General features: G+C 59.9%; 29 protein-coding genes. 11 read left to right on the top strand and 18 right to left on the bottom strand.

Annotated features, from left to right (window positions below; translation table 11 throughout):
* Positions 1-25: 25 nt before the first annotated feature.
* The 4 genes from ACYZT1_RS17685 to ACYZT1_RS17670 form a co-directional block, all read right to left on the bottom strand.
* The gene (locus ACYZT1_RS17685; protein WP_462015964.1) at positions 26-367 is read right to left on the bottom strand and encodes a hypothetical protein; all 342 of its coding nucleotides are present in this window, start codon (positions 365-367) and stop codon (positions 26-28) included.
* Positions 364-753: a phage holin family protein gene (locus tag ACYZT1_RS17680; protein ID WP_462015963.1), complete on the bottom strand. Its 390-nt coding sequence runs from the start codon at positions 751-753 to the stop codon at positions 364-366. The genes ACYZT1_RS17685 and ACYZT1_RS17680 overlap by 4 nt, the downstream gene beginning before the upstream one ends.
* A gap of 2 nt (positions 754-755) precedes the next feature.
* On the bottom strand, positions 756-1,070 hold the full coding sequence (locus tag ACYZT1_RS17675; RefSeq protein WP_462015962.1) for an ElaB/YgaM/YqjD family protein: 315 nt from the start codon (positions 1,068-1,070) through the stop codon (positions 756-758).
* A gap of 210 nt (positions 1,071-1,280) precedes the next feature.
* Positions 1,281-2,993, bottom strand: a complete 1,713-nt coding sequence (locus tag ACYZT1_RS17670; protein WP_462015961.1) for a cation:proton antiporter — start codon at positions 2,991-2,993, stop codon at positions 1,281-1,283.
* Between the two features lie 208 nt (positions 2,994-3,201).
* Between ACYZT1_RS17670 and ACYZT1_RS17665 the strand changes: the two genes are divergently transcribed.
* The 3 genes from ACYZT1_RS17665 to ACYZT1_RS17655 all read left to right on the top strand — a co-directional run bounded on the left by ACYZT1_RS17665 (position 3,202) and on the right by ACYZT1_RS17655 (position 4,881).
* On the top strand, positions 3,202-3,438 hold the full coding sequence (locus ACYZT1_RS17665; protein WP_462015960.1) for a glutaredoxin family protein: 237 nt from the start codon (positions 3,202-3,204) through the stop codon (positions 3,436-3,438).
* Between the two features lie 160 nt (positions 3,439-3,598).
* Positions 3,599-3,919: a transcriptional regulator gene (locus ACYZT1_RS17660; RefSeq protein WP_462015959.1), complete on the top strand. Its 321-nt coding sequence runs from the start codon at positions 3,599-3,601 to the stop codon at positions 3,917-3,919.
* Between the two features lie 71 nt (positions 3,920-3,990).
* The gene (locus ACYZT1_RS17655; protein ID WP_462015958.1) at positions 3,991-4,881 is read left to right on the top strand and encodes a pseudouridine synthase; all 891 of its coding nucleotides are present in this window, start codon (positions 3,991-3,993) and stop codon (positions 4,879-4,881) included.
* 66 nt (positions 4,882-4,947) lie between these two features.
* On the opposite strand, the gene ACYZT1_RS17650 is transcribed toward ACYZT1_RS17655, so the two are convergent.
* The gene (locus tag ACYZT1_RS17650) at positions 4,948-5,169 is read right to left on the bottom strand and encodes a YgdI/YgdR family lipoprotein (protein WP_462015957.1); all 222 of its coding nucleotides are present in this window, start codon (positions 5,167-5,169) and stop codon (positions 4,948-4,950) included.
* Between the two features lie 75 nt (positions 5,170-5,244).
* A complete protein-coding gene (mobA, locus tag ACYZT1_RS17645; RefSeq protein WP_462015956.1) occupies positions 5,245-5,847 on the bottom strand; it encodes a molybdenum cofactor guanylyltransferase MobA in 603 nt (200 codons plus the stop codon).
* Between the two features lie 80 nt (positions 5,848-5,927).
* Here mobA and moaB point away from each other — a divergent pair, with 80 nt between their 5' ends.
* Both moaB and ACYZT1_RS17635 read left to right on the top strand, forming a co-directional pair.
* A complete protein-coding gene (gene moaB, locus ACYZT1_RS17640; protein ID WP_462015955.1) occupies positions 5,928-6,467 on the top strand; it encodes a molybdenum cofactor biosynthesis protein B in 540 nt (179 codons plus the stop codon).
* The gene (locus ACYZT1_RS17635; protein ID WP_462015954.1) at positions 6,451-7,677 is read left to right on the top strand and encodes a molybdopterin molybdotransferase MoeA; all 1,227 of its coding nucleotides are present in this window, start codon (positions 6,451-6,453) and stop codon (positions 7,675-7,677) included. The genes moaB and ACYZT1_RS17635 overlap by 17 nt, the downstream gene beginning before the upstream one ends.
* A gap of 67 nt (positions 7,678-7,744) precedes the next feature.
* On the opposite strand, the gene ACYZT1_RS17630 is transcribed toward ACYZT1_RS17635, so the two are convergent.
* Positions 7,745-8,053: a hypothetical protein gene (locus ACYZT1_RS17630; RefSeq protein WP_462019274.1), complete on the bottom strand. Its 309-nt coding sequence runs from the start codon at positions 8,051-8,053 to the stop codon at positions 7,745-7,747.
* A 225-nt stretch (positions 8,054-8,278) separates the two neighbouring features.
* Here ACYZT1_RS17630 and yegS point away from each other — a divergent pair, with 225 nt between their 5' ends.
* On the top strand, positions 8,279-9,196 hold the full coding sequence (gene yegS, locus ACYZT1_RS17625) for a lipid kinase YegS (protein WP_462015953.1): 918 nt from the start codon (positions 8,279-8,281) through the stop codon (positions 9,194-9,196).
* Here yegS and ACYZT1_RS17620 read toward each other — a convergent pair.
* From ACYZT1_RS17620 to ACYZT1_RS17610, 3 genes are all read right to left on the bottom strand, one after another.
* The gene (locus ACYZT1_RS17620) at positions 9,180-9,839 is read right to left on the bottom strand and encodes a response regulator (RefSeq protein WP_462015952.1); all 660 of its coding nucleotides are present in this window, start codon (positions 9,837-9,839) and stop codon (positions 9,180-9,182) included. The genes yegS and ACYZT1_RS17620 overlap by 17 nt on opposite strands.
* On the bottom strand, positions 9,836-10,729 hold the full coding sequence (locus ACYZT1_RS17615) for a sensor histidine kinase (RefSeq protein ID WP_462019273.1): 894 nt from the start codon (positions 10,727-10,729) through the stop codon (positions 9,836-9,838). Before ACYZT1_RS17615 ends, ACYZT1_RS17620 begins: the two co-directional genes overlap by 4 nt.
* A 324-nt stretch (positions 10,730-11,053) precedes the next feature.
* On the bottom strand, positions 11,054-11,524 hold the full coding sequence (locus ACYZT1_RS17610; RefSeq protein WP_462015951.1) for a hypothetical protein: 471 nt from the start codon (positions 11,522-11,524) through the stop codon (positions 11,054-11,056).
* Positions 11,525-11,968: 444 nt separating this feature from the next.
* Between ACYZT1_RS17610 and ACYZT1_RS17605 the strand changes: the two genes are divergently transcribed.
* Together ACYZT1_RS17605 and ACYZT1_RS17600 are read left to right on the top strand one after the other, a co-directional pair.
* Entirely contained in the window at positions 11,969-12,904 is a 936-nt protein-coding gene (locus tag ACYZT1_RS17605; protein ID WP_462015950.1) for a chemotaxis protein CheV, read from the top strand.
* A gap of 90 nt (positions 12,905-12,994) precedes the next feature.
* Positions 12,995-13,798, top strand: coding sequence for an MOSC domain-containing protein (locus ACYZT1_RS17600; RefSeq protein WP_462015949.1), 804 nt, complete (start codon positions 12,995-12,997; stop codon positions 13,796-13,798).
* A gap of 66 nt (positions 13,799-13,864) precedes the next feature.
* On the opposite strand, the gene ppnP is transcribed toward ACYZT1_RS17600, so the two are convergent.
* The 8 genes from ppnP to ACYZT1_RS17560 form a co-directional block, all read right to left on the bottom strand.
* The gene (gene ppnP / locus ACYZT1_RS17595) at positions 13,865-14,149 is read right to left on the bottom strand and encodes a pyrimidine/purine nucleoside phosphorylase (RefSeq protein ID WP_462015948.1); all 285 of its coding nucleotides are present in this window, start codon (positions 14,147-14,149) and stop codon (positions 13,865-13,867) included.
* Positions 14,150-14,218: 69 nt separating this feature from the next.
* On the bottom strand, positions 14,219-14,761 hold the full coding sequence (locus ACYZT1_RS17590; protein WP_462015947.1) for a 3'-5' exonuclease: 543 nt from the start codon (positions 14,759-14,761) through the stop codon (positions 14,219-14,221).
* A gap of 71 nt (positions 14,762-14,832) precedes the next feature.
* Positions 14,833-16,794, bottom strand: coding sequence for an acetyl/propionyl/methylcrotonyl-CoA carboxylase subunit alpha (locus ACYZT1_RS17585; protein ID WP_462015946.1), 1,962 nt, complete (start codon positions 16,792-16,794; stop codon positions 14,833-14,835).
* A gap of 47 nt (positions 16,795-16,841) precedes the next feature.
* Positions 16,842-17,639 (bottom strand): enoyl-CoA hydratase/isomerase family protein, encoded by a 798-nt coding sequence (locus tag ACYZT1_RS17580; protein WP_462015945.1) that lies wholly within the window; start codon positions 17,637-17,639, stop codon positions 16,842-16,844.
* The gene (gene atuD / locus ACYZT1_RS17575) at positions 17,636-18,793 is read right to left on the bottom strand and encodes a citronellyl-CoA dehydrogenase (protein ID WP_462015944.1); all 1,158 of its coding nucleotides are present in this window, start codon (positions 18,791-18,793) and stop codon (positions 17,636-17,638) included. The genes ACYZT1_RS17580 and atuD overlap by 4 nt, the downstream gene beginning before the upstream one ends.
* A gap of 24 nt (positions 18,794-18,817) precedes the next feature.
* Positions 18,818-20,434, bottom strand: coding sequence for a geranyl-CoA carboxylase subunit beta (atuC, locus tag ACYZT1_RS17570; RefSeq protein WP_462015943.1), 1,617 nt, complete (start codon positions 20,432-20,434; stop codon positions 18,818-18,820).
* Between the two features lie 3 nt (positions 20,435-20,437).
* The gene (locus tag ACYZT1_RS17565) at positions 20,438-21,322 is read right to left on the bottom strand and encodes an SDR family oxidoreductase (protein WP_462015942.1); all 885 of its coding nucleotides are present in this window, start codon (positions 21,320-21,322) and stop codon (positions 20,438-20,440) included.
* 12 nt (positions 21,323-21,334) lie between these two features.
* On the bottom strand, positions 21,335-23,137 hold the full coding sequence (locus ACYZT1_RS17560) for an acyclic terpene utilization AtuA family protein (RefSeq protein WP_462015941.1): 1,803 nt from the start codon (positions 23,135-23,137) through the stop codon (positions 21,335-21,337).
* A gap of 178 nt (positions 23,138-23,315) precedes the next feature.
* On the opposite strand from ACYZT1_RS17560, the gene ACYZT1_RS17555 reads away from it, so the two are divergent.
* The 3 genes from ACYZT1_RS17555 (at position 23,316) to ACYZT1_RS17545 (ending at position 25,944) form a co-directional block, all read left to right on the top strand.
* A complete protein-coding gene (locus tag ACYZT1_RS17555) occupies positions 23,316-23,942 on the top strand; it encodes a TetR/AcrR family transcriptional regulator (RefSeq protein WP_462015940.1) in 627 nt (208 codons plus the stop codon).
* An 88-nt stretch (positions 23,943-24,030) separates the two neighbouring features.
* Positions 24,031-24,840 (top strand): substrate-binding periplasmic protein, encoded by an 810-nt coding sequence (locus ACYZT1_RS17550; protein ID WP_462015939.1) that lies wholly within the window; start codon positions 24,031-24,033, stop codon positions 24,838-24,840.
* Between the two features lie 90 nt (positions 24,841-24,930).
* A complete protein-coding gene (locus tag ACYZT1_RS17545; RefSeq protein WP_462015938.1) occupies positions 24,931-25,944 on the top strand; it encodes a GNAT family N-acetyltransferase in 1,014 nt (337 codons plus the stop codon).
* Positions 25,945-26,111 lie beyond the last annotated feature (167 nt).

Raw genomic sequence — 26,111 nt, 5'->3', positions numbered from 1 at the left:
TGCAAGAATGCAGCCAGATAGTAGCTTAATGCTTTCGCGAGGAGCCCTGCATGACGAGCTTGATCAAGGGGCCGAGCGTGGTGCCGAGGCGTACCAACCGCGTCACACTGCCGGGGCCACCGCTCTTGGCGCCCTTGCCGGTGAAAAACCCCAGCAGCGTGACCGCCGCCATGCCCCAGAGCGGGGCATGTTTGATACCGAAACCGGCTTGCAGGTTTTGCGACATGCCGCGCACCCGGTGCAATGGCTGCAGCAACTGCGCGGACTCCTGACGGATTTCCTGCCGATGCATTTCCATACGCAAGCGGATCAATGCTTTGCGCATTTCAGCGCGCGAGCTGTTATGAGGCATTTCAGGCGGCTTCATGGCAGCAGGCGCTCCCGATCGTTGGCCAGTTCTTCCAGGGTGCCGTGGAAGGGCGAAGACTCATCAAAAATCGCTGCTTTCAAACGCATCGCGCAGAAAATACAGGCGAGCGTGTAGAACACGCAGAGTCCGATGATGGCGGGCAGACGATAGGTGTCCCAGAAAAGGATTAGCACAAGCGTCGACAGCCCCACCAGCAACAGCAATGCAAAGACCAGCGCCAGACCTGCAAACAGCAGCAAGCTGACGGTGCGGGCTTTTTGTTCCTGCAACTCGATGCCGAACAGTTCGACATGACTTTGTAACAGCCCTAGGAAGGCGGCGCCCAGGCGCCGCGGTGAGGAGCTTGGGCCCGTTACGGACGGGCCGGATTCGCCGATTGCCATAATCAGCGCCGAGTGGCCAGCAGGCCGATCAGGAATCCGACGCCAGCCGCGATCCCTACCGACTGCCAAGGATTGGCCTGAACATAATCTTCCGTGGCGGTGACCGCTGCCATGCCTTTCTCGCGCAGGGACTCTTCGGTCATTTTCAACGTTTCGCGGGCCTGCAACAGGCTGTTGTGGATCTGCTGACGCAACTCGTCAGCCTGATCGCCAGCCAGGGTTTTGGTGTGTTCCAGCAACCGTTCGGTGTCGCTGACCAGAGTCTGAAAATCGTTCATCAGGATTTCTTGAGCAGTCGTTGCCTTGATGCTGGCCATGGGTGATCTCCGTGAGTGGCTGTCTGTTGCGTTCGAGTGTGAGCCTTGCTTGAAGGTTCATTACAAAATCCGAGGTATGAACAATGCAATGAATGCGTGCTTCATTCTGCGACTGTGCTCGGTTGATGGGCGTGAAGGAAGCAAAACCTTAACGCAAACAACAAGATTGTGCGTAAGGGATTCACTCCAAAACCCGACCTTGGCGCGGAGTCAGGTTTCCTCGTCATCGGTGCCAGGGTAAAACCCGTGCAACAGGCGATATCGATCACGTCGCACCTGGTCCACTCGGGTCTGTACCTGGTCACCGGGTAACCCCAACATGATCAGCGCATGGGAAGCGAGCATCAGGCTGGACTCGAGCAATTCCGGCACAACTTCGCTGGCGCCCGCCGCTTTCAATTCAGCCAGCAGGCTGTCGTCGCGGGTTCGTACGAGGATCGGCACCTGCGGATTGCATCTGCGTGCCTCCTTGAGTATCAGCAGGGCGATATCAGTATTGTCGACGGCGATCACCAGTAAGCGGGCACGCTCCAATCCTACCGCTACCAGCAATTCACCCCGTCTGGAGTCGCCATAATGCACGCATGTTTCGGCGATGGCTGCCTCCCGGACCCGTACCGGATCGCTATCGAGTGCAAGGTATGGCTGATTTTCGTGGCGCAAGAAGCGACCGATGGACTGGCCTACGCGACCGTAGCCACAGATCACCACGTGATGGGTCAGATCAGCATTGAGCGCGCTGATTTGCTCAAGCTTGGCTTCTTCGTTGGGCTTGCGGTGCAAACGCATGGCAATGCCTGGCGCGGCGCGCAGCAGTAGGGGTGTCAACAGCATCGAGCAGAACGTAGCGGCCAGCAGCGGTCCACTGAAGTCAGCCGGCATCATGTTGTTCTGTTGCATCTGCGCCATGAGTGCAAAACAGAACTCGCCGCCCTGGGCCAGCGCCAGACCGCTGCGCCATGCGGTTTCGATGTCGCTGCCACGACCCTTGACCAATAGCGCCACGACGCAACCTTTGATCAGCAGCAAACCCAGGGTCAGAACGAGGATCAGCAGGCTGTGACTGACGAACACCTGCACATCGATCAGCATGCCGATACTGACGAAAAACACGCCCAGGAAAATGTCGCGGAACGGGCGAATGTCGGCCTCGATTTGATGTCGGTAGTGACTCTCGCCGAGCAACATGCCCGCAAGGAATGCACCCAGCGCGGGCGAGAGGCCTGTCAGGTGAGTCAGCCAGGCTGTCAACAAGACAATCACCAGCGCCAGCAGAACAAACAGTTCGGCAGAGCGGGCCGCCGCCACTTCATGAAACAGGCGTGGCAGTAACCAGCGGCTGGCCGCCAGCAGACCGATGAACAACAGCACCGTTTTTCCCAACGTCAGCGGCAGCGTCCAGTACCAGACCTGGTCGCTGCTACCGGCGAACACCGGCACCAGCGTCAGCAACAGGACAGCAACGACGTCCTGAAACAGCAGCACTGCAATTGCGTTCTGGCCGTGGCTGCTGAAAATTTCGCCAAGACTGCCCAGCTCCTTGCTCACAATTGCGGTGGAAGAAAGCGCCAGGCCGGCGCCGAGCAGCAACGCAGACGAGGTCGGCATGCCCAGCCACACCATCACCCCGGCCAGAATCGCCCCTGTGGTCAGCACCTGCAGGATGCCCAGTCGAAACACGACTTTGCGCAGCGCGATCATCTTCGACAGGGAAAACTCCAGCCCCAGAGTAAACAACAGAAACACCACACCCAGTTCGGCGAGGTCGGGCAGGTCTTCGTTTTCGTTGACCCAGTTGAAGGCGGTCGGTCCGATCATCAGCCCCACGCACAAATAGCCCAGCACGGGTGGCAGGCGCAGGCGCTGGAACAGGGCAATCACCACCAGAGATGAGGCGAGAATGATCAGCAGGTTGGCAAACACACCATCTCCAGTTCAGGAATCGGACTACCCAAGGGTAGAACGTAATGGGTTGCGAGCATGGCTCAAGCGGCGTTTTGCCTGGATGATTTACGTCAGGAGTTTGCGGCAAAGTGTCGACATCAATCGTTGACTGATTGCCTGGCGAGCACCTCGACGGGCTTTCAGCGCAGGCCTAAACTAAGCATCTATTTTCTCGGGTCTTGTGGTCATGCCTCCTGAATGTCAGCTGTTCGGCACCTTGGGTTGCCATCTTTGTGAACTCGCCGAAGCCATGCTGATGGAGTTCGTCGAGCATGGTCTGCTCGTCGAGCTGGTTGATATCGCCGATCAGGAAGACTGGGTCGAAGACTACGGTTTGCGTATCCCGGTCCTGCGGCGGGTCGATACCGGCGCGGAACTGGACTGGCCGTTTGATGGAGAGCAAGTCGTGGCGTTTTTGCGCTGAACGGGCGTTTTCTCGCAATCCATCCGTCGCACTCACCGCCTGATGCATTGGCGAAAGTCCCCTTATTCGGTTACTGTATGTTCGTACAGTTATTCTGATTGTCTGGCTCAGCGCGTTGACCGCGGGGTTGGCAGGCGATCCCGAAGCAGAGGGATGGATTGTGGTCAATGTCGAACAGTTGAAGAACAGCGTTAACCGGATGCCGGTAGACGTGGTGCGCGAGGCTGTGCACGAGCTACGGCTGGATGGCCTGGTTACGGAAGGAAAAACCCCTTTCAACAAACTGCATTTCAATACCTGTTTCGCCGAAATTGAAGCGTTGTTTCAGCGTGCGGGTTATCACCGGCAGCTGGATGTCGTGGGCTATCAGGGTCTGTTGTATGCGCTTTACGATCCGGGTCGCTGGGAGGCGGTCGATGTGTTGCGCTGGCTCAAGGAGTTCACTGAAGCCGCGGCGCGAACGCAGCCCATAACGGCCTGAGCGAATCTCTCCTGGGTTCGCGTCGGGCTCTGCTGGATAATGCCGCCCTGCATTGAGGGGTTATCGCTGGAATGTCCACTTCATCTTTTTCCGCTGCACAGAGTCAGGCGAGCACACTGTATTTGCCGCCCGGATCGTGGCGAACGGTGCTCGATTGCCTGTGTGAGCACTTCAGTGCCATCGACCGGCAACAATGGCTCGACCGGATTGCCCGGGGTCGGGTGCTGGACGGGCAGGGCGTACCGATCACTATTGATCTTGCGTACAAGGAAGGCCTGCGCATTCATTATTTTCGTGAGGTGCGCGATGAAAAACCTATTCCCGTTATCGAGTCCATTCTGTATGCGGATGAGCATCTGGTGGTGGTCGACAAGCCGCACTTTCTGCCAGTGACGCCAGCGGGCGAATACGTGGAGCAGACATTGTTGCGACGCCTCATTCGGCGTCTCGACAATCCGCATCTGGTACCGCTGCATCGTATTGATCGGCATACCGCCGGGCTGGTCCTCTTTTCGGCTAACCCGCAAACCCGTTCAGCGTATCAATCGTTGTTTCCTGCGCGGCAGATCGAAAAACGTTACGAGGCTATAGCCCCCGCGTTGCCGGATCTTACGTTCCCCCGGGTGCACAAAAGCCGGCTCGTGGAAGGCGTGCCGTTCTTTCGCATGCAGGAAGGGGCGGGCGCCGGTAATACCGAGACGACAGTCGATGTCACGGAAAAACACGGTGATCTGTGGCGTTATGCGCTTTACCCGGTGACGGGCAAAAAGCATCAGTTGCGAGTACACATGGCGGCGCTCGGCGCGGGCATTTGTAACGACCCGTTTTATCCGCACGTGCTCAAGGATGCTGATGACGACTACGCCAATCCGTTGAAACTGCTTGCCCAAGGTCTTCGATTTGTGGATCCGGTGACCGGTCAGGAAAGGGCCTTCGAGAGCACCATCACATTGCAGTGGTGACGCCAATCAGACACAAAAAAGCCCGCCTGAAGCGGGCTTCTCTACATCCGTTGTCACGACGACAAATTACAGCTCTTTGACCGTGCGAACCTGATCCTTGTTAACGCGGGTCTCTTTGCCGTCCAGTTGTTCGAACTCGTAGAAACCAGCGTCTTCGTCAAATTTAGGCGTGTCGACGGCCTGGATTTCGCGACCATCATTCAAGGTGATCACGGTAGGCGATGCGCAACCGGCGAGGGTAGCGAGGCCCAGTGCGAGCATGAAAGTGGCGAGGGTCCGTTGAGTCATGGTGTGTCTCCGATAAGAAATCTTTGGTTACTGACCTTGAGACGTATACAACGCGCGCAAGTTCCTTGGCTAGTGTCAATCTGACACGGTGTTGTGTGCACTTAACAATTGCGGTGTGTTCAGGTTGGCTAAACGTGGGTCATTGTCGGGGCATTGCAGGGCGCTGGCGTTCAGTGTTCGCATGATCCGTCCGGGACTGCGCTCTCCGGCATTCCAGGCATTTTCGAACACCTCACACAAGGCAACCGGAATGAGGCAGAGCAGGGGTTCCCAATGTTCTCCATGGCGTACCATCACCGGTCTTTCCGGCTGCGCGCAGGCTGTCTCGCGCAGGCTTCGCAGCAGTGCCGCATCGATGCGCGGCACGTCGCACGGCAGCACCAGGAGGAACGCGTGCCGAGCGGCTTTCAGCCCCGCACGAATACCGGCCAGTGGACCGGGAAAATCGCCCTGGTCGTCATGCACCAGTTGGTCGGCGTAAGGTGCATAGCGCTCAACGTTCCTGTTGCAGGAAATGATCAGATCGTCGCTGAGCGAGCGAGTTTTGCGATGCAGGTGTGCAATCAGCGGTTCGCCCTGCCACTCCAGCAAACCCTTGTCCTGGCCCCCCATGCGTTGGCCACGGCCACCTGCCAGGAGCAGAATGGAACACGGTGGCAAATATGTGTTCAAGGTCATGGTCGGTCTCCATGGGGCGGCAAAAAAATGGGGCGCTGTGATATAACACCGGGCTGTTTATCCTACAACTGGACGAGCCTATGAACGCCAAGGCTGAAGTACCTTTTGCACCGCTCAACATTGCTGTGCTGACTGTCAGCGACACCCGTACTCTGGACACCGATACCTCGGGCCAGGTTTTCGTCGATCGTTTGAGCGCAGCTGGCCACCACCTGGCGGCGCGGGTGCTGCTCAAAGATGACCTCTACAAAATTCGCGCGCAAGTTGCCAGCTGGATTGCCGACGATGTCGTGCAGGTTGTATTGATCACGGGCGGTACAGGCTTCACGGGACGCGACAGCACGCCCGAGGCGGTAAGCTGCCTGCTGGACAAGCAGGTTGATGGTTTCGGCGAACTGTTCCGGCAGATTTCAGTGGCCGATATCGGCACCTCAACGGTCCAGTCTCGCGCGTTGGCCGGATTGGCCAATGGCACGTTGGTCTGCTGCTTGCCGGGCTCGACCAATGCGGTACGTACCGGCTGGGACGGCATTCTCGGCGAGCAACTGGATTCACGGCACCGTCCGTGCAATTTCGTGGCCCATTTGAAGCAGGCGACCCCTTGTGAATCCCGCGGGTAAGCCGGGCAAGACCGGCAGCTTGATGGCCGTCGAAGTGGCGCTGGCGCGTTTGCTGAAAATGGCCGACGCCACGCCAATCAAGGAACGTGAACGCCTGCCGCTGGCGCAGGTTCACGGCCGCGTGCTGGCCGACGATCTGATCTCGACGCTGGATCTGCCGCCGTGGCCCAACAGCGCCATGGACGGCTACGCCTTGCGCGCGGCTGACTGGACGGGAGAGCCGTTGGTGGTCAGCCAAAAAGTGTTTGCCGGCACTGCTCCGCAGCCCCTGGAACCCGGCACCTGCGCGCGAATATTCACGGGTGCTCCGGTTCCCGAAGGCGCCGATTGCGTCGAGATGCAGGAAAACGTCGTCATCCGGACGGATCAACGGATTCTATTCACGCAAGCGTTGAGCCCGGGCCAGAATATCCGTCCTCGCGGGCAGGAAACCACGGTAGGTGAGCGGGTTCTTCCCGCCGGTACGCGACTGGGACCGATCGAACAGGGCCTCGCCGCCTCTTTGGGTTGCGCCGAGCTGGATGTGATACGCCGCGTCCGCGTCGCCGTGCTGTCCACGGGTGATGAGCTGGTCGAGCCAGGAACCGCACTCGGCCCTGGGCAAATCTACAACAGCAATCGGATGCTGCTCTGCAGTTGGTTGCAACGCATGGGTTGTGAAGTGATCGACGGCGGTATTCTGGCCGATGATCTGACGACCACTCGCGTGCGTCTTGGCGAGTTGAAAGATGTAGATCTGATCCTGTCGACCGGAGGCGTTTCGGTGGGGGAGGCGGACTTTCTGGGTATCGCGCTGCGGGAAGAGGGGGAGTTGACGTTGTGGAAGCTCGCCATCAAGCCAGGGAAACCGCTGACATTCGGGCATTTTCGTGGGGTGCCCGTGATTGGTTTGCCCGGCAATCCGGCCTCGACCCTGGTGACTTTCGCGCTGCTCGCAAGGCCCTATCTTTTGCGCCGCCAAGGCGTTCAGAACGTCGAGCCTTTGAAGTTTGCCGTGCCTGCAGGTTTTGACTGGCTGAAAGCAGGTAACCGGCGCGAATATCTGCGCGGGCGCCTGGAGGAAGGGCAGGCGATCGTTTATAAAAACCAGAGTTCCAGCGTACTGCGCAGTGCGGCCTGGGCAGATGGTCTGGTTGAAGTGCGGGAGGGTCGTACGCTATTGACCGGAGAAAACGTCATGTTCATACCGCTGAGCGAAGTGCTGAACTGATTTCGTTTTTTCACATTTCCCCCTACCCGGTCTGGCACGCCGGGTTCTTGTGCATTTGGGCCGTTATTCAACGAGCGAGGAGTGCCACCATCTGGTCGAATCGACTGTTCGCAATCCAGCCCAAAAGCCCTATGACCACGGCTGTTCCGCCTGCGGCGTAGGCGAGCCGGTGTTTGATGGATCTGACGTCGCTGCGGATTTCCTCCATGTCCCTGCGAATGTACTTGAGATGAGTTTCCAGTTCGACAACGCGTGGTTCCATTTCAGCTTCTCCAGTGTTTTTGGCGCAGAGACGGCATTCGGATTTGTAGTTGGCCCTTCGTTCTGCGAGCGGAGCGACCGGCGAGCCCGGTTGCCTGGTGTGCTGGCTGTGCATAATACGTCCCTGTATTTCCTGTTGATGATCGATAAACCATAGACGCAAAGTGAACCAATAAGCCGAGCGGGTCAATTGAGCCGATTCCTCAGCTTTTGTAGGAAAAAATCCCGCCGTGTAGGACCCAAAGTCCCATGATCGGAAATAATTTAACTTGCCGAGACTTTTACAGGCTTATACGAGGTCCACATGCCTCATACGGGATTGATCAGGGGAGTGACCAAAATGAGCGAACGCAAGGCGTTGTTGATTCTGCACGGTAAGCAAGCGCTCAACGAAGAGGTCCGCGCGGCCGTCGAGGGCAAACGCGCCCAAGGCTGGGAGCTGGCGGTGCGGGTGACCTGGGAGGGTGGTGACGCCCAGCGGTTGGTGGATGAAGCGCTGGCGGCAGGGTATACGCAGATTATCGCCGGCGGGGGCGACGGCACCCTGCGCGACATTGCCGAGGCCATGGCTGCGCATTCTACGCAAGCCAGCCTTGTGCTGATGCCCCTGGGCACCGCCAACGATTTCGCGCGGGCTGCCGGCGTGCCGCTGGAGCCGGATCAGGCACTCGATCTTCTGGATGTGTCGCCCCGGGCGATTGATCTGGGCGAAGTCGGTGGGCAAGTGTTCTTGAACATGGCCACGGGTGGCTTCGGTAGCCAGGTGACGGCAAACACCTCCGAGGACTTGAAAAAGGTACTTGGCGGCGCTGCGTATTTGTTCACCGGCCTGTCGCGGTTCAGTGAATTGCACGCCGCTTATGGCGAGCTGCAGGGGCCTGACTTCCAGTGGAGCGGCGAATTGCTCGCGCTCGGCATCGGCAATGGCCGACAGGCTGGCGGGGGACATGTGCTGTGCCCGGACGCCCTGGCGGATGACGGCTTGCTGGATATCAGCATTCTGCCGGCACCGCAGGAGCTGGTCGGGACCTTGCGTGACTTGCTGACGGACGGCTTCGGGATCGACAACATGTTCGTGCGCGCGCGTCTGCCCTGGGTTGAGCTGAAGGTCGCTGAAGGCCTTTATATCAATCTCGATGGTGAACCGCTGGAGGGCGAAAGCTTGCGTTTTTCGGCGCGCCCGGCGGCACTGCGCGTGCATTTGCCCGAGGAATCGCCGCTGCTGAGCGCTTCCCCGGTGGTCAGTCGTCCAGACTGATGATCTGCTCGCGCACCGCGAACAGCACCAGGCCCGCCACGTCATAAATCTGCAGACGCTTCATGATCTGCGAGCGGTGGGTTTCGACTGTCTTGATGCTCAGGCCCAGGCCGTTGGCGATTTCCCGGGTGGATTTTCCGCGCACGATCAGCCGGAGGATTTCCAGCTGTCGTGCAGTCAGATTGTGCGCCTCTGCCGGTTCCTGCAAATGTTGCTGTTGACGGCTCAGTGCCTGGTTGATGACCGTGTGAGCGATGGCCGGGCTCAAATAACGTTCGTTGTTGCGCAACGCTTCGAGGGCCTGTTCGAGTTCGGTGGCCGTGGTGTCCTTTAGCAGATAGCCATGAGCGCCGGATTCCAGCGCCTGCATGATCATTGCCGGGTCGGTGTGCATCGACAGAATCAGCACTTTACTCTGCGGGCATACTCGTCTGAGTCGCTGCAACGCCTCGATACCGCCGGTTTCCTTCATGGAGATGTCCAGCAACACGATATCCGGAGACAGCTGCTCGACCATTTCCAGCAGCTGCGAACCGTCACTGGCTTCGCCGATGACCGCGTAGCCCGGGATATCCAGCACCAGGGCACGCACGCCGGCCCTGATCAGCGAGTGGTCATCCACCAGAAGCAAGTTACAAATCAACGCATGACCTTATTCGTACTGGCTCGTTCGAGCGCGCGCGGCGCCCAGGGAAAGAGCGCTTCGATTTGAGTGCCTTGGCCCGGTTCGCTGGTGACGGTCAGGGTGCCGCCCAGTTGGGCGGCCCGTTCCGACATGCCTGCCATGCCGCGCTGCCCCTCGCGTCCCGGATCGATTGCCGGAGCAAAGCCGACGCCGTCGTCGCTGATGAGCAGCGTCAAGCCCTGAGGCAGACGTCGCAGGCGGACCAGAAGATTTCTGGCCTGGGCATGTCGCAGGATGTTGGTGACGGCTTCCTGGGTAATTCGAAAAGCCGCCACCGCCATTTCCTCAGGGATTCCGGTCAGACGGGACTGGCATTCCAGGCTCCAGTGCATGGACGTATCGGCCATGGTCTTGACGAGGTGAGCCCGCAAGCTGGCTTCCAGACCGAGGCTGGCCAGTTGCCGCGGATTCAGGATGGCTGACACATCACGAACTTTGGTCAGGGTTTCCTCCAGCGTTGCGCTGAGCAGTTCGCCGTGTTCCTGCAGTTCTGCGGGAATGCGGCGTCTCAGCCAGTCGCTTTGAAGTCTGGCCGCGGTCAATAGCTGGCCAATGTCGTCGTGCAGTTCCCGGCTGAGCCGATGGCGTTCGTTTTCCTGGACCTTCAACAATCGGGCGGCCAGCTCCTGGGGTTCGAATTTTATGGATTGACGGGAGAGGTGATGCTGCAGCCAGACACAAGCGAGCGCTGCGAGGTTGATGGCCATCAGGCCTGATGGTAGTGGCACGGACAGACTGTAGACAAGCGCGCTGCCAAGTGCCGAGCAGGTGCACAGCAACAGCGTGAGCCGACGCGCGTTGCATCGTGAAGGTGACCACGTGGTGATTGACTTGAGGCTGGCGTACATAGCGGATGGAGCCAATGGATGTTCGCTGCGGGCAAACCCGTCATGCGACATGACGGGTCTCTGTCTGAGTCGCGGTGCTGAAAATTGACGTCAACTAACGGTCGGCATGGTAACACCTCGGTTTGCGTTGGTCGCGTCTGGCAAGCCACGAAATCCCCCCGGAATTAGCGTGGCCGGGTGTTCGCTGCGCGATGAAGTGTTTGGAGTCGCAGGGTACTTATGTCGAGTTGTTGTAAACAGTTGTGCAGTGCGCGACCCATACAGCTCAACTTGCGCAAGTGCACACCCTCGCGGTTGGAGGAGTGTGCATTGTTTTTGAGTTGGCTATGCCTGTCGTTCGAGGTAGGAAATGTGCATGAACGGTTTTGTATTGACGGGAAGTGGAAAGGGGTCGTGACCGACATGAAAGGCGAGGGCCTCGATCAAAGAGGTCTGCTCGCTGTTATCGAGGGCGAGTTTGCCGGTCTGCGGATCGATCAGTTCCAGTTGCCACGCCATAAGGGTAAAGCAGTCTTTCAGCGCGATCAGTACTTGATCATGCAGGTCGGCATGATGCTGGGCATGGTTCAACAAGCCGTGGATATGCAGCGAAAACTCCGATACGGCAGCCAGGGCGAGGGCATCTGCCTTGCTGGCCAGTTTGAGCAGCGTGCTCAAAATACAGTCGATCGCGTCCTTGTCATTGCTGATCAACTGCAAATGGCTCAGGCATTCTTCCGATTTGGCCAAGAGGCATTCCGCTTCGACGAGAAATTGCGGAAGTCGTCTGGTCCACTCTTTACGATCGTTCGTCATGTTTGTCTCCATAACGTCATGCCAAATGAGGGGATGTCATCGATCGGAATGCATGGGTTGCGGTGCTTTTGTGTAAGGGCGCTACGCTCGCCCTCAATGCGAGTGGAATGATTCAAGAGGGCGGATGGCCGCTGATCTGAGAACGCACACAAAAGCCTGACTCCGTTCATGCAATGAGAATGGCGTCACATTAATGGCTATTGGATATTGCGAATATCAGGTTGGGCCTGATGGGGGCTAAGGGAATCCCTTACGCAGGGGAACCTGGTGCGCAAGTTGCGGTCGCGCCCGTGGGTGAGGTGCAGAGAATGCTGGGGGCCAGTAAACCATGATGTTAATGTGGCATCAATGCCGGCGGTCGGCATTATCCACAGGTCAAGGTCCTGCGCCCACAGCCGATAACACTCTTTAGTGAATTCATCAGAACAAGCCCAGGAGTCATTGATGGCCGGCATTCTCGACACAGTAGATCAACGCACACAACTGGTGGGTGAGAATCGCCTGGAAATTCTCATGTTTCGTCTGGCCGGGCGGCAACTGTTTGCAATCAACGTATTCAAAGTCCAGGAAGTCTTGCAGCTGCCCAAATTGACTTTGATGCCGCAGCGCCATCCATTTGTCTGCGGAGTGGTCAACCTGCGGGGCCAGACATTGCCGGTGATCGACCTTTCGCAGGCAATCGGCATGCGTCCGCTGGTGCCGAGCCCGACCAGTACGATCATCGTCACCGAGTACAACCGCTCGGTGCAGGCATTCCTGGTCGGTGGTGTCGACCGCATCGTCAACATGAACTGGGAAGCCATCCTGCCGCCACCGACCAGTGCCGGTCGCCAGCATTATCTGACTGCCATCAGCAAGGTCGAGGACCAACTGGTGGAGATCATCGACGTCGAAAAAGTCCTTGCCGAAATCGTCCCGTATAACGCCAAAGTCAGCCGTGAAAAACTCGACGATCCGATCCTTGAACGCGCCCGTGGCCGCGAGGTGTTACTGGTCGACGATTCCAAGGTGGCGCTCTCGCAATTGCGCGACACCCTCGGCCAGTTGGGCGTGAAAATGCACGTGGCCAGTGACGGTCTTAAAGCGTTGAACATGCTCAAGGCCTGGGCCGACACTGGCGTCAACATGACCGACAAGTTGCTGATGGTGTTCACCGACGCGGAAATGCCGGAGATGGACGGTTACCGCCTGACCACCGAAATCCGTAACGACCCGCGTCTGCGCGGACTCTATGTGGTGTTGCACACCTCACTGTCGGGCAGCTTCAACGACTCGATGGTGAAGAAAGTCGGCTGCGACAATTTCCTCTCGAAATTCCAGCCGGACAAACTCGTCGATGTGGTGCGTCAGCGGCTGATGCTCGACGAAGTCCCGGCCTGACGGCGCTCGCTACGGCTGGCATGACGTCAGCCTTTGATTCATCGATCAGGCTCGTATAGGGTGGCGTTTTTATTCACCAGGAAGCTGGCCATGCGTCTTAGCGCGCTTTATCGTTATCCGTTGAAGTCCTGCAAGGCCGAGGCGCTGCAGCAGATCAGCCTGGACAAACTGGGGCTGGACGGGGATCGACGCTGGATGCTGGTGGACGAGGCCAGCGGACGATTTCTGAGCCAGCGCGTGGTCGGCCGGATGAGCCAATTGTCAGCGGTGTGGAATGCCGAGGGTGGCCTCACCCTCAGTGCGCCGGGCCACAGCGCGATCGATATCGCGCTGCCGACTGCTGATGCCGAACTGCGCGGCGTGACGATATTTCGCGACAGCCTGCGCGTGCCGGATGCCGGCGATGTGGCCGGCGCGTGGGTCAGCGAGTTCATCGGCAAGCCAACCCGTCTGGTACAGATACCGCTTGAGCGTGCGCGCATGACTCAGGCCGGGTATGGCAACGACGATGATCAAGTGGCGTTCGCTGATGGCTTCCCGCTGTTGCTGATCGGCCAGGGTTCGCTGCAAGACTTGTCGCAAAAAGTCGGACGCCCGCTCGAAATGTTGCGATTCCGACCGAATCTGGTGATCGAGGGCAGCGAGGCGTTTGCCGAAGATGGCTGGAAGCGCATCCGTATCGGCGATGTCGAGTTTCGCGTGGTCAAGCCCTGCACGCGCTGCATTCTGACCACTGTGGATCCGCAAACCGGGGAGCGCAGTGCCGATCGTGAGCCGCTGGCGACTTTGCAGAAATACCGTGCGCAGGAAGACGGCGCGATGTTCGGCCAGAATCTGGTCAACGATGGCTTTGGCCGGCTCGAAGTGGGGATGCCGGTGACGATCCTGGAATAAGCCCGCCCGAATGAAAAATGCCCGTGTCGCTGGACACGGGCATTTTTTTTGCGCGATGAACCGGGGTCAGCCGCGGTACTCGCACAGGTAGGCGGTATCGACGGCCACTTTCAGCTGAAACTTGCTGTTGGCAGGCACGTTGAACTGGCTGCCGGCGTTGAAGGTTTCCCAGTCAGTGCTGTCAGGCAGCTTCACGGTCAGCGCGCCAGTCACTACATGCATGATTTCACGCTGGCTGGTGCCGAATTCGTACTCACCCGGAGCCATGACGCCGATGGTCGCCGGACCTTCAGCGGTGCCAAAGGCGATCGACTTGACGGTGCCGTCGAAGTACTCGTTGACTTTAAACATGGGCGGTGCCTCGAAAAGGACTGAAAAGGGCCGGCCAGTATGCCCAACGGCCCTGGCGCCGTCACCTGTCTAAATCGGCAGGACCAGCGGCAACAAACGTGCCGTATTGCGTGCGTCTTCCAGTGCCCGGTGTTGCTGACCGCTGAACTGCATGCCCGCCAGTTGCAACGCGCCGTTGAGCCCAAGCGGTCGTTCCAGACGCCGCGCCTTGGCAAAGCGCTGCTTGAGGTTCATGTGCGGCACCCGGCTCAAGACGCTAACGAGTTGCAGGCGCTGCCATTCCTGCACCAGTTGCTGGCGATCGTAGTCGCCCCAACTGGCCCAGCCCTCCAGGCGTGCATGATGCTGACCGAGCCAGCGTTCGAAGGCCGGCCACACCTGAATTAGCGATTCGGCGGTGTCGATACTGGCTTGGGTAATGTGCGTCAACTCCCGGCAAAACGATGTCAGCAAGGGGCGGCGCGAAGGCCGCACAAAGCGCTGGAAATGGTCCAGTTCGTGGCCTTGGCGGTCCACGAGCGTTGCACCGATTTCGATGATCTCCATTTCCGTAACCGGCCAGCCACCCTCATCGGTGGTGGCTTCCAGATCAATGACCAGCCAGTGAGGCATTGCAGGGTTCCTGATATCCGCGTCCTGATAGGCCTTGAGCGTAGCCAAACCCGGCGGATACGCCTAGCGGCTTATTCGACCTCCAGCAAAATCTGACGATTTTTTACCTGGTCACCGACTTGCACCTGCAAGCGCTTGAGCACACCGTCGATGCCGGACTTCAGCGGATGCTCCATCTTCATGGCCTCAAGTACCACCAGCAGTTGGCCTTTGTTGACCCGTGTGCCTTCGGCGACCAGTACATCAACGATGGCCCCGTCCATGGGCGCCTTGAGCGTGCCGGAAGTGACGCGCGTGGCGCCGCCGATCAAGGTCTGGGTGCGATCCAGCAGGTGCAGGCCGCCCGGGCGCGTCCATAACCAGAGTTGCCCGGCCTCAAGTTGAAAGGCGTAACGCTGGCGAATGCCATCAATCTCCAGCGTCGCCCAGCGGCCGTCGCACGCTAAAACGTTCAGCTGAAACACCTGCTCGGCCACGTCGATTTGATAAGGTTCACCGCGCACGGTCTGCAGTAGCACTGGCCATTCCTGGTCCTCCAGGCCGATGCGATAGTTCAGCGGCACGCTGGCGTTGTTCCGCCAGCCCGCGAGCGCGACGGGATGCGAGAGGGTGGCCGCTTGATAAAACAAGGCTGCCGCAATCGCCAGCTCCTTGGCGTGGGGCAGGTGCGGTTGCAGGCAAGGGTGGTCGCCGAACCAGGCTGGGATGAACCCGGTGCTGAACTCGCCTTCGAGGAATTGTGGATGGTCGAGCAGCCCGGCCAGCAAGCGCTGATTGCTCTGCACGCCGAACAGTACACTGTCCTGCACCGCCCGCAGCAACTTGCGGCGGGCCTCTTCGCGTGTTGCGCCGTGGGCGATGATCTTGCCCAGCATGGGGTCGTAGAACGGGCTGATGGACTGGCCCTCGATCAGACCATGATCGATCCGCACGCCCTCTTGCAGTGCGGGTTGCCACGCAGCGATCCGACCGGTTTGCGGCAGGAATTGCCGAGCCGGATCTTCGGCATACAGGCGCACTTCCATGGCGTGGCCGTTGAGTTGCACCTGCGCCTGACTCAGTGGCAGTGGCAACCCTTCGGCCACCAGCAGCTGCCAGGCCACCAGATCGAGACCGGTGATCAGCTCCGTCACCGGGTGCTCCACCTGCAGGCGGGTGTTCATTTCCAGAAAGTAAAATTGCCCTTGCGCATCCAGCAAAAATTCCACGGTGCCCGCGCCGACATAATTCACCGCACGCCCGGCTTTAAGGGCCGCCTCGCCCATGGCCTGGCGCAAGTCGGCGGTCATGATGGGGCAGGGCGCTTCCTCGATGACTTTCTGATGCCGGCGCTGAATTGAACAGTCGCGCTCGCCGAGGTAGATCAGATTGCCGTGGTGATCGCCGAACAATTGCACTTCGACGTGACGCGGATCGATCAAGGCTTGTTCGAGAATCAATTCATCGTTGCCGAAACCATGCAGCGCTTCGGAGCGGGCGGTACGTAGCTGTTCGAGCAGATCGTCGGCATGGTGCACCAGGCGCATGCCGCGTCCGCCGCCGCCGGAACTGGCTTTGATCATCAGAGGAAAGCCGATGCGCTCGGCCTCGCGGCTCAGTGTCGCGTCGTCCTGTTTGGCGCCCTGATAGCCTTTGATGCAGGGCACGCCTGCTTCGAGCATGGCCAGTTTCGACAGGCGTTTGCTGCCCATCAGTTTGATCGCCTCGGGGCTCGGGCCGATGAAAGTGAGGCCGGCGTGCTGGCAGGCGAGGGCGAATTCCGGGTTTTCCGAGAGGAAGCCGTAACCGGGATGAATCGCGTCAGCGCCGGTGCGCCGGGCGGCGTCGAGGATGCCCGGAATGTTCAGGTAGGAAAGCTGCACGGCAGCCGGACCGATGTTGACGGCTTCATCGGCGATCTGTACGTGCAGCGCCTCGGCGTCGGCGTCGCTGAAGACGGCGACGGTGCGGTAGCCCAGAGCTTGCGCGGTGCGCTGGATGCGGCAGGCGATCTCCCCGCGGTTGGCGATCAGGATTTTGCTGAGTCCGGGCATGGATCTTCTCTCAAGTTGTGCGGTGAATGCGATGGCTCGCGAAGCTTTTAAGAGGCCCACCCCGGCTTACGCTTTTGCATGAACGCCATCGTCCCCTCGATTCCTTCCACGCCCGTCACCGCTTCGCTGAATCCTGTCGCAGCTTCATCAAGCAAGGCGTCGGACGGCTGTCCCGCGCTGGCCAGCAAGATTTTTTTGGTTCGCGCATTCGCCTCGGGCGCGCAGCACAACACATGCGCCAGGACCTCATCGAGGCGTTCGGCCAAGGCTTGCGCGTCATGCTCGACAAAGTGCACCAGGCCAATCTGCCGGGCGTGTCGGCCATCGAAGCGCGCTGCCGTCAGGGCCAGACGCCGTGCGTGGGTCAGGCCGATGCGCTGTACCACGAACGGCGCGATCTGCGCGGGCAGCAAACCAAGGCTGGTTTCCGGCAGACCGAATTGCGCCTGGTGATCGGCGAGGGCCACATCACTGACGCAGGCCAGGCCCAGACCGCCGCCCAACACCGCGCCTTGCAACACCGTGATCACCACCTGCGGTGTGTGCTGCACTTGTTGCAGCAACGCGCCAAATGCGCGATTCAGGTCGCGGTACGCCGAAGCGCCTTGAGCGCGGGCCTCGACCATGTCCCTGATGTCGCCACCGGCGCAAAAGTGCCCGTCGGCTCCACCGATCACCAAGGCCCGAACGCGGCGGTCATCGGCCACGCTCGCCAGCACCGACCTGAGTTCCGCGACCATTTGCAAACTCATGGCGTTACGGCTTTGCGGTCGGTTGAGCGTGATGTGCAGCACGCCGTTGTGCAGTTCGAGCAACAAGGTCTGGCAAACCGGCAGGGCGCTCATTTCTTTTTCCCCGGCAAGATACCCATCAGTTTGCAGATGATGCCCAGCATGATTTCGTCCGCGCCGCCGCCAATCGACACCAGTCGCACGTCGCGATACGCCCGGGCCACCGGGTTGTCCCACATGAAACCCATGCCGCCCCAGTATTGCAGGCAACTGTCGCTGACCTCACGGCCCAGCCGCCCGGCCTTGAGTTTGGCCATCGACGCCAGACGGGTGACGTCCTGACCTTTGATGTATTGCTCGGTCGCCTGATAGACCAGCGCACGCAGGCATTCGATTTCGGTTTGCAGTTCGGCGAGACGGAAGTGGATGACCTGATTGTCGATCAGCGCAGTGCCGAAGGTTTTGCGCTCCTTGCAGTATTCGATGGTGCTGTCGATGCAGTATTCCAGGCCCTTGATCATGTTCGCCGCGCCGAACAAACGTTCCTCCTGGAACTGCAGCATCTGCATCATGAACCCGGCGCCTTCGTGGCCGATGCGATGACGCTGCGGCACGCGCACGTCGTCGAAAAACACTTGGGCGGTTTCCGAACTGCGCATGCCGAGCTTGTCCAGGTGCGGGCTGAGACTGATCCCCGGTGTGGTCATCGGCACCATGATCAGCGACTTGTTGACGTGCGGTTTGTCGTCCGACGTATTGGCCAGCAGGCAGATGAAATCGGCGCTCGGTGAATTGGTGATCCACATTTTGCTGCCGTTGATCACATAATCATCGCCATCCTTGCGCGCGGTGGTTTTCAGCCCGGCCACGTCGGAACCGGCGCCAACTTCCGACACGCCGATGCAACCGACCTGCTCGCCGCTGATGGCTGGGCGCAGGAACTCTTCACGCAATGCATCGGAACCGAAGCGCGCCAGGGCCGGTGTGCACATGTCGGTCTGCACGCCGATGGACATCGGGATGCCGCCGCAATGAATGGTGCCGAACTCCTCGGCAGCCACGATCGAATAGCTGTAATCGAGACCCATCCCGCCGAATTTCGCCGGTTTGGAAATGCCCAGCAAGCCGAGTTCGCCGGCCTTGCGGAAGATCTCGTGGATCGGAAAACGCCCGGCCTTTTCCCACTCGTCCACATGCGGATTGATCTCGTGGTCGACAAATTGGCGGACCGTGCGGCGCAGTGCTTCGTGTTCCTGGGTGAAGATCATTTTTATTGTTCTCCTCTCGCCGGCTCAGAACCGGGCGATGCCAAAAGTGTTGGGGTGCAGCCGCCGGACCTCGGCTTCGTGACAGATGTCCAGCAGGTAGCCGAGCAAGGTCCGGGTATCGCGCGGGTCGATCAAACCGTCGTCCCACAGGTTGGCGCTGCCATACAGCGCGGTGGATTGGCTGTCGAGCTTCTGCGCGGTGACCTGTTCCAGCATGTCGAGCATTTTCGGGTCAGGGACCAGCCCGTCCTTGAGCTGTTTGGCCTCGGTGACAATACGCAGCACTTTGCCGGCCTGGGCGCCGCCCATCACCGAGGTTCGACTGTTGGGCCAGGCAAAAATGAAGCGCGGATCCAGACCCCGGCCACACATCGCGTAATTGCCCGCGCCATAGGAGCCGCCGACGACAATCGTTAGTTTGGGCACTCGAGCATTGGCGACGGCCTGAATCATCTTGGCGCCGTGCTTGATCACGCCTTGCTGTTCCGATTCGGTGCCGACCATGAACCCGGTCGTGTTGTGAAAAAACAGCAGCGGCGTCTGACTCTGGTCGCACAGCTGAATGAATTGCGCAGCCTTGCTTGCACCCTTGGGCGTGATCGGGCCGTTGTTGCCGACAAAGCCGCAGGTGCGTCCCTGAATGTGCAAATGGCCACAGACGGTTTGCTGGTCGAACTCGCTTTTGAACTCCAGAAACCGCGAGCCATCGGCGATCCGCGCAATGATTTCACGCACGTCGTAAGGTTTTTTCGGATCGTCCGGGATCAGCCCCAGCAGCTCATCAATCGGATAGAGCGGTTCGTCCGCCGTGCGCTCGGCCAGCCACGGCAATTGCTCGTTCCAGCCCAGCAGGCTGACGATCTCGCGCGCCTGACGCACGCCGTCGGCATCGTTTTCGGCCAGGTACTCTGCGGTGCCGGCAACTTGCGCGTGCATTTCGGCGCCGCCCAACTGTTCATCGGTCGCGATTTCGCCGGTCGCTGCTTTCAACAACGGCGGCCCGGCAAGAAACAGCCTGGCCTTGCCACGCACCACCACCACGTAATCGGACAAGCCGGGCTGATAGGCACCGCCCGCCGTCGCCGAGCCGTGCACCACGGTGATCTGCGGCAAACCCATGGCCGACATCCGCGCCTGATTGGCAAAGCTGCGCGCGCCTTCGACGAAAATATCCGCCGCGTAATTGAGGTTCGCGCCGCCGCTTTCGGCGAGGGTAATCACCGGCAGTTTGTTCTCGCTGGCGATCTGTTGCAGGCGCAGGGACTTTTTCAGGCCGCTGGGGGAAATGGTGCCGCCCTTGATCGCGCTGTTGTTCGCCACCACCAGCACCCGCACGCCGGACACATACCCGATCCCGGCAATCAACCCGCCGCCGGCCGAACTGCCATCCTTGTCGTCATGCAACTTGTAGCCGGCCAGGCTTGCCAGTTCGAGAAACGGGGCGCCCGGGTCAAGCAGCAGATTGAGGCGCTCGCGGGGCAGCAATTGCCCACGTTTCTCGAATTTGCCTTTGGCTTGGCTGGCCTTGTTCAGCACGTTTTGTTCGAGCTGACGGACTTGCTCGATGGCCAGCAGCATCGCGGCGCGGTTACGCGCGAATTGTTCGCTGAACGGGTCGATTTGCGACGGGATCACCGGCATGGCTTATTCCTTGTCCTTGAGGACGTCCGGTTGCAGCACTTGCGGCAAGTAGGCGCGATGAAAACCGTTGTACGACGCGCTGTTCTGCGCCTGGTGCAGCGGCCACGCCCGACCGCCGAGGCTGGCGGCACCGTCGATCCGCAAGGTGCTGCCGCTGACGAACGCAGCAGCCGGGCTGAGCAGAAACACGATGGCCGCGCTGACCTCCGATTCCGTACCAATGCGTTTGAGCGGGACATGCTCGCGCAAGGTCGGAATGACCGCTTTGAACGCGCCTTCGTAAGTGTCCATGCCGCTCGAGGCAATCCAGCCAGGCGCCACCGCGTTGACCCGCACCCCGGCGTAACCCCACTCCAGCGCGGCGGTCTTGGTCAGGTTGTCCATGCCCGAACGCGCCGCGCCCGAGTGGCCCATACCGGGCATGCCGCCCCACATGTCGGCGAGCATGTTGACGATAGCGCCGCCGTGTTTGCTCATGGACTGGTTGAACACTTCGCGGGCCATCAGGAAACCGCCGACCAGGTTGGTGCGCATCACGGTTTCGAAACCCTTCTGATTGATCGAAGCCAGCGGCGCCGGGTATTGCCCGCCGGCATTGTTGACCAGACCGTGGATCGCTCCGTGCTTGCCGATCAATTGGCTGACCAACTGGCGGACCGCTTCTTCGTCGCGAATGTCGCAGGTCGCCCAGTCAGCCTCGCCGCCGTCTTCGGTAATCTCCGCCACCACGGATTGCAGCTTGTCCGGCTTGCGCCCGATCAGCAGGACTTGAGCGCCGAGCGCCGCCAGTTCGTGGGCGGTGCAGCGGCCGATGCCACTGCCGCCGCCAGTGACAATTATTGTTCGACCGGCAAACAGATCGGCTTTGAAAATCGAGTCGTAGGCCACGGCGGCTGTCCTTTAATTGACCTGGTCGGCGATGCTCTGCGGCACCGGAATCTGGATCTCCAGCAGTTGCTGGGCGAAAGCTTTGCCTTGTGGATCGATGCGCAGACTGGCCACACCACCGCCGCCCAAGGCGTTTTCCAACAGAAAATTAAGGCTGTGGGTGGCGGGTAAATACCAGCGCTCGACGCGACCGTGGATCGGATCAAGTACGTGGCGCATCCAGTCGACGATCACCTCCGGCGTCAGCGCTTCGGCGATCCATGGCAGGAATTCAGGTTTGCGAGCCATGATGCCGATGTTGCTGTGATTACCTTTGTCGCCGGAGCGCGCCACCGCCAGTTTCACCAAGGCCACGCTGGCATCGGCCCGGCCAGTCGGTTTGGGTGGCTCCAGCGCCACCGGCAGGTCCGCCGGATCAAGTCGTTCGATGGCGGGCAGCGTGCAAGGATGGCGCTGGTTCTGAAAGTCGATTTGCAGGTCGCAGGCCGTTTTGTCGATCAAGAACGAAAACAGGCGGATCAGCGGGTACACCGTCGGCCGCCCGCCGACAATGCCGGTCAGCCCCGGCGCCATGCCGGTAGCCGCCTGGGCGATCTCCCGGGAAAACACGATCAGCGCCTGTTTGTGCGGATGGCGCACGGCGAGTTTGATCACCACTTCGCGGCTGTCCTGACGCTGACCGTGCGGGCCGTAAGTCGCCTCGCTGCCGAGCAGTTCGATGTTCACCTCGCTGTACGGCGCCCAGCCGCGCTCACTGAACATTTGCGAGGTTTTGTTGATGATCGCCTCGCTGACCCGGCGCGCCTTTTCGACGGCATCGATACCGGCGATCAGGCAACTGGCGGTGCAGCGAAAACCATCGAGATACGTGGCGCTGACCTTGTACAGATCGGTCGGTGGCAGGCCTCTGGCGCCGTGCACCTGCACCGCGTTGCGCCCTTGCTGGACGAGTTTGACTTCGGTGAAATCGCAAACCACGTCGGGCAGCAGATAGGTTTGCGGATTGCCGATTTCGTAGAGCATCTGCTCACCCACTGTCAGCGGTGTGACCAGCCCGCCCGAGCCTTCGGGTTTGCAGACGATGAACTGACTGTCGGCGCTGACCTCGACGATCGGAAAGCCGATGTGCTCGTAGTCCGGCACCTCACGCCAATCGGTGAAATTACCCCCGGTGCACTGTGCGCCGCATTCGATGATGTGCCCGGCCAGTGCGGCTTGGGCGAGTTTGTCGTAATCCTGCCAGGACCAGGCGAATTCATGCACGAGCGCGGCGCTGACCACGGCGCTGTCGACCACGCGACCGCTGATGACGATGTCCGCGCCCAGGCGCAATGCTTCGACAATCCCCGGCGCGCCAAGGTAGGCATTGGTCGACACGCACATGGATGGCAGTGGCGCGCCGCTGAACATTTCGCGAACGCCGCTGCCGCTCAGCTGTTTGAACTGCGGTTGCAGATCGTCGCCCAGTAGCACGGCAATCTTCAACGGGACCCCGGCCTTATCGCATGCGGCTTGCAGTGCGGCGGCGCAGGCTTGTGGATTGACGCCGCCAGCGTTGCTGATGATGCGAATCTTCTGTTCGGCGAGTTGAGGGAGAAGAGGGCCGAGCACGTCGATGAAGTCGCTGGCGTAGCCCGCCTGGGGATCTTTCATCCGCGCACCGGCCATGATCGACAGGGTGATTTCGGCCAGGTAATCGAACACCAGGTAATCCAGGTGCCCGCCTTCAACCAGTTGCGCGGCAGCGGTCGAAGTATCGCCCCAGAACGCGCTGGCGCAACCGATGCGGATTGTTTTGGGCGCAGTCAATGGCATAGCCACCTCCGACAGAATGGTTTCGAGACTACCAAGCAAGCGCTTGGTTTGTAAATGGGCGTTGCGATCTTGATCCCAAGCGCTTGCTTGGTTGCCTGCGCCAGCTTAAATTGCCGGCGCCCCCCAGCTGTTTTCGCGGCGCGTGGCGTATTGATTGATCGACTGTAGGAGAGAACGGGTGGACGAGCAAAAAGCCCTGCGGGTGATGCGTGAGCTGGTCGATAAAGGCGAATTGACCGACCCGGACAGTGCCCGTGGGAAATTGCTGCAAGTGGCGGCTCACCTGTTTCGCAACAAAGGCTACGAGCGCACCACCGTGCGCGACCTGGCCGGCGCGGTCGGCATTCAGTCGGGCAGCATTTTTCATCACTTCAAAAGCAAGGACGAGATCCTGCGCGCGGTGATGGAAGAAACCATCCGCTATAACACCGCCCTGATGCGTGCCGCACTGGCCGATGCCACCAGCGTACGTGAGCGGGTGCTGGCGCTGATTCGCTGTGAATTGCAGTCGATCATGGGCGGCAGCGGTGAAGCCATGGCGGTGTTGGTGTATGAATGGCGGTCGCTGTCCGAGGACGGCCAGGCCAGAGTGCTAGCGCTGCGCGATGTCTATGAAGACCTTTGGCTGCAAGTACTGGATGAGGCCAGACAGGCCGGAATGATTCGTGGCGATGTGTTCATCACCCGGCGTTTTCTCACGGGTGCGCTGTCCTGGACCACCACCTGGTTTCGCGCCGAAGGCAGCATGAATCTTGATCAACTGGCCGATGAGGCGTTGATTCTGGTACTGGAAGAAAAACAGTGATATCGGTGAGCAGGGAAGGAAACTGGCTAAGTGGCCGAAACCGCCTAGCTTCAATGCATTGATGCGTCATTTTCGGGGAGTGGGTGTTTTGAAGTCTTCGCCAATTCGGACGGCCTTGGGGCTTTTGCTCGTAGCGCTCGCGACGCTGTGGGAGTTGCCGGCCCAAGCTGCACAACTGGTGCGAGTCGGCGCCGCGCATTTCCCGCCCTACACGGTGCGTCCCGAGTCCGGGGCCGACACCGGCCTGCTCCCGCAATTGCTCGCAGCCCTGAACAGCTCGCAACGCGACTACCAGTTTGTGTTGGTGCCAACCTCCATTCCGCGGCGCTTTGGCGATTTCAAGCAAGGCCGGGTGGACATGGCGATATTCGAGAATCCGCAATGGGGCTGGAAGGATATCCCGCACACCAGTGTCGACATGGGGCTCGAAGACGCGGAAATATTCGTCGCGCAGCGCTCGCCCGACGGTCATGTGGAACGTCAGCAAAATTATTTTGCCGACCTCGCCGGCAAGCGTCTGGCGCTGTTCAGCGGCTATCACTACGAATTCGCCCGCTTCAACGCCGACCCCAAAGTCCTGGCGCAGAACTACAACGCCACGCTGACCTATTCCCATGACAGCAACTTGCTGATGGTGCTGCGCGGGCGTGCCGACATTGCGCTGGTGACGCGTTCCTACCTGAGCGATTACCTGCTGCGCAACGAGGCGGTCGCGAGTCAGCTGCTGGTATCTCAACGGATCGACCAGATTTACCATCATTACGCGATCCTGCGCCCGGCGGCGCCGATCAGTGGCGCGGCGTTCGGCAAGTTGCTGCAAGGGTTACGCGCGGAAGGTCAGATGCTGAGGATTTTCAATCCCTACAAAATCGCAGTGCTGCCGGTGCCGGGCAATTGAGACCGAAGCAGGTATTTTGCGCCCTCTGTTAAATTTGCCGCACTGGCTCGCGTCACTTGTTGAACTGTCGACACATCGTGAGTCCCCCCCATGCCTAATCCGAATGCCCTGACTGCCCTGGCCTTGCCGACCGGCAAAAGCCTTACGGCTGATGAAACGGCCATCCGCCTGATGTTGCGCCTGGAAGGACAGCCGCTGGTGACGCTGCGCCTGATCCGCGAGCCCGGGTGGCAGGTGCATGTCGAAGAGCGCTTTGGTCAGCCGGACAGTCAGGCAATCTGGGCGAGCTGCTATTGGTTGTTTGCCCGCAATCCTTGCTGTCAGCACCTGACCTGGCAGCTCGACGCAGCGCCATCGCAAGCCTTGCTCAGCGGTTTGTTGATCCTCACCGAAACCGCCGGCGAATATCGCTGTGAGCGCACATTGTTCTGGCAACTGCCGCAGCCTTGGCTGGGTCAGACAACGATGGGCGTGTATCCACAGCAGAGGATCATCAGTGGCGGCAAGCGCCACCCGCTGCGCCCGGTTAAACCGCGCGGCGAAGTCTATCGACGCTTCGATGCGCGGCTGGGTGCATGGATTTCCCTGCGTGCGGTTGAAATCGAACGGGACCTGGAGCGCTTCAGTCGCTGGCAAAACAGCGCGCGCGTTGCCCGCTTCTGGGAGGAGCAGGGCAGCCTTGAGCAGCATCGCGCCTACCTGGAAAAACTTGAAGCCGACCCGCATACCTTGACCTTGATCGGCTGTTTCGACGATCAGCCGTTTGCTTATTTCGAAGCCTACTGGACCAAAGAGGATCGCATCGCGCCATTTTATGAAGCAGCCGATTACGACCGCGGCATTCATATGCTGGTCGGGGAAGAAAATCATCGGGGGCCGCACAAGGTGGCGAGCTGGTTATCGGCGCTGGTGCATTACCTGTTTCTCGACGATCCGCGCACTCAGCGAGTGGTCGCCGAACCGCGTGCCGACAACGCGAAGATGATCGGGTATCTGCAGAATCAGTGCTTCTACTGCGAGAGGGAATTCGACTTCCCGCACAAGCGCGCGGCGTTGATGGTGCTGGGGCGGGAGCGGTTTTTTGATCGGTGTGTGCTGGCGTGATGGGCAGGGATCAGGATCTTGGTGGGTCTTGAGGCAGTCTTCGCGAGCAAGCTCGGCTCCCACATTCGAGCACTTTCTCTGAGAGCATTCGGTCAAATGTGGGAGCTGGCCTGCCAGCGAACAGCCGTGAGATCGAGCCGAGTTCGGTTCCGCCATCGCGCACAGGC

The sequence above is a fragment of the Pseudomonas sp. PB3P13 genome (genome assembly GCF_054897735.1).
The sequence above is the reverse complement of the archived record's forward strand: the minus strand, read 5'-3'. Positions and strand labels throughout refer to the sequence as shown.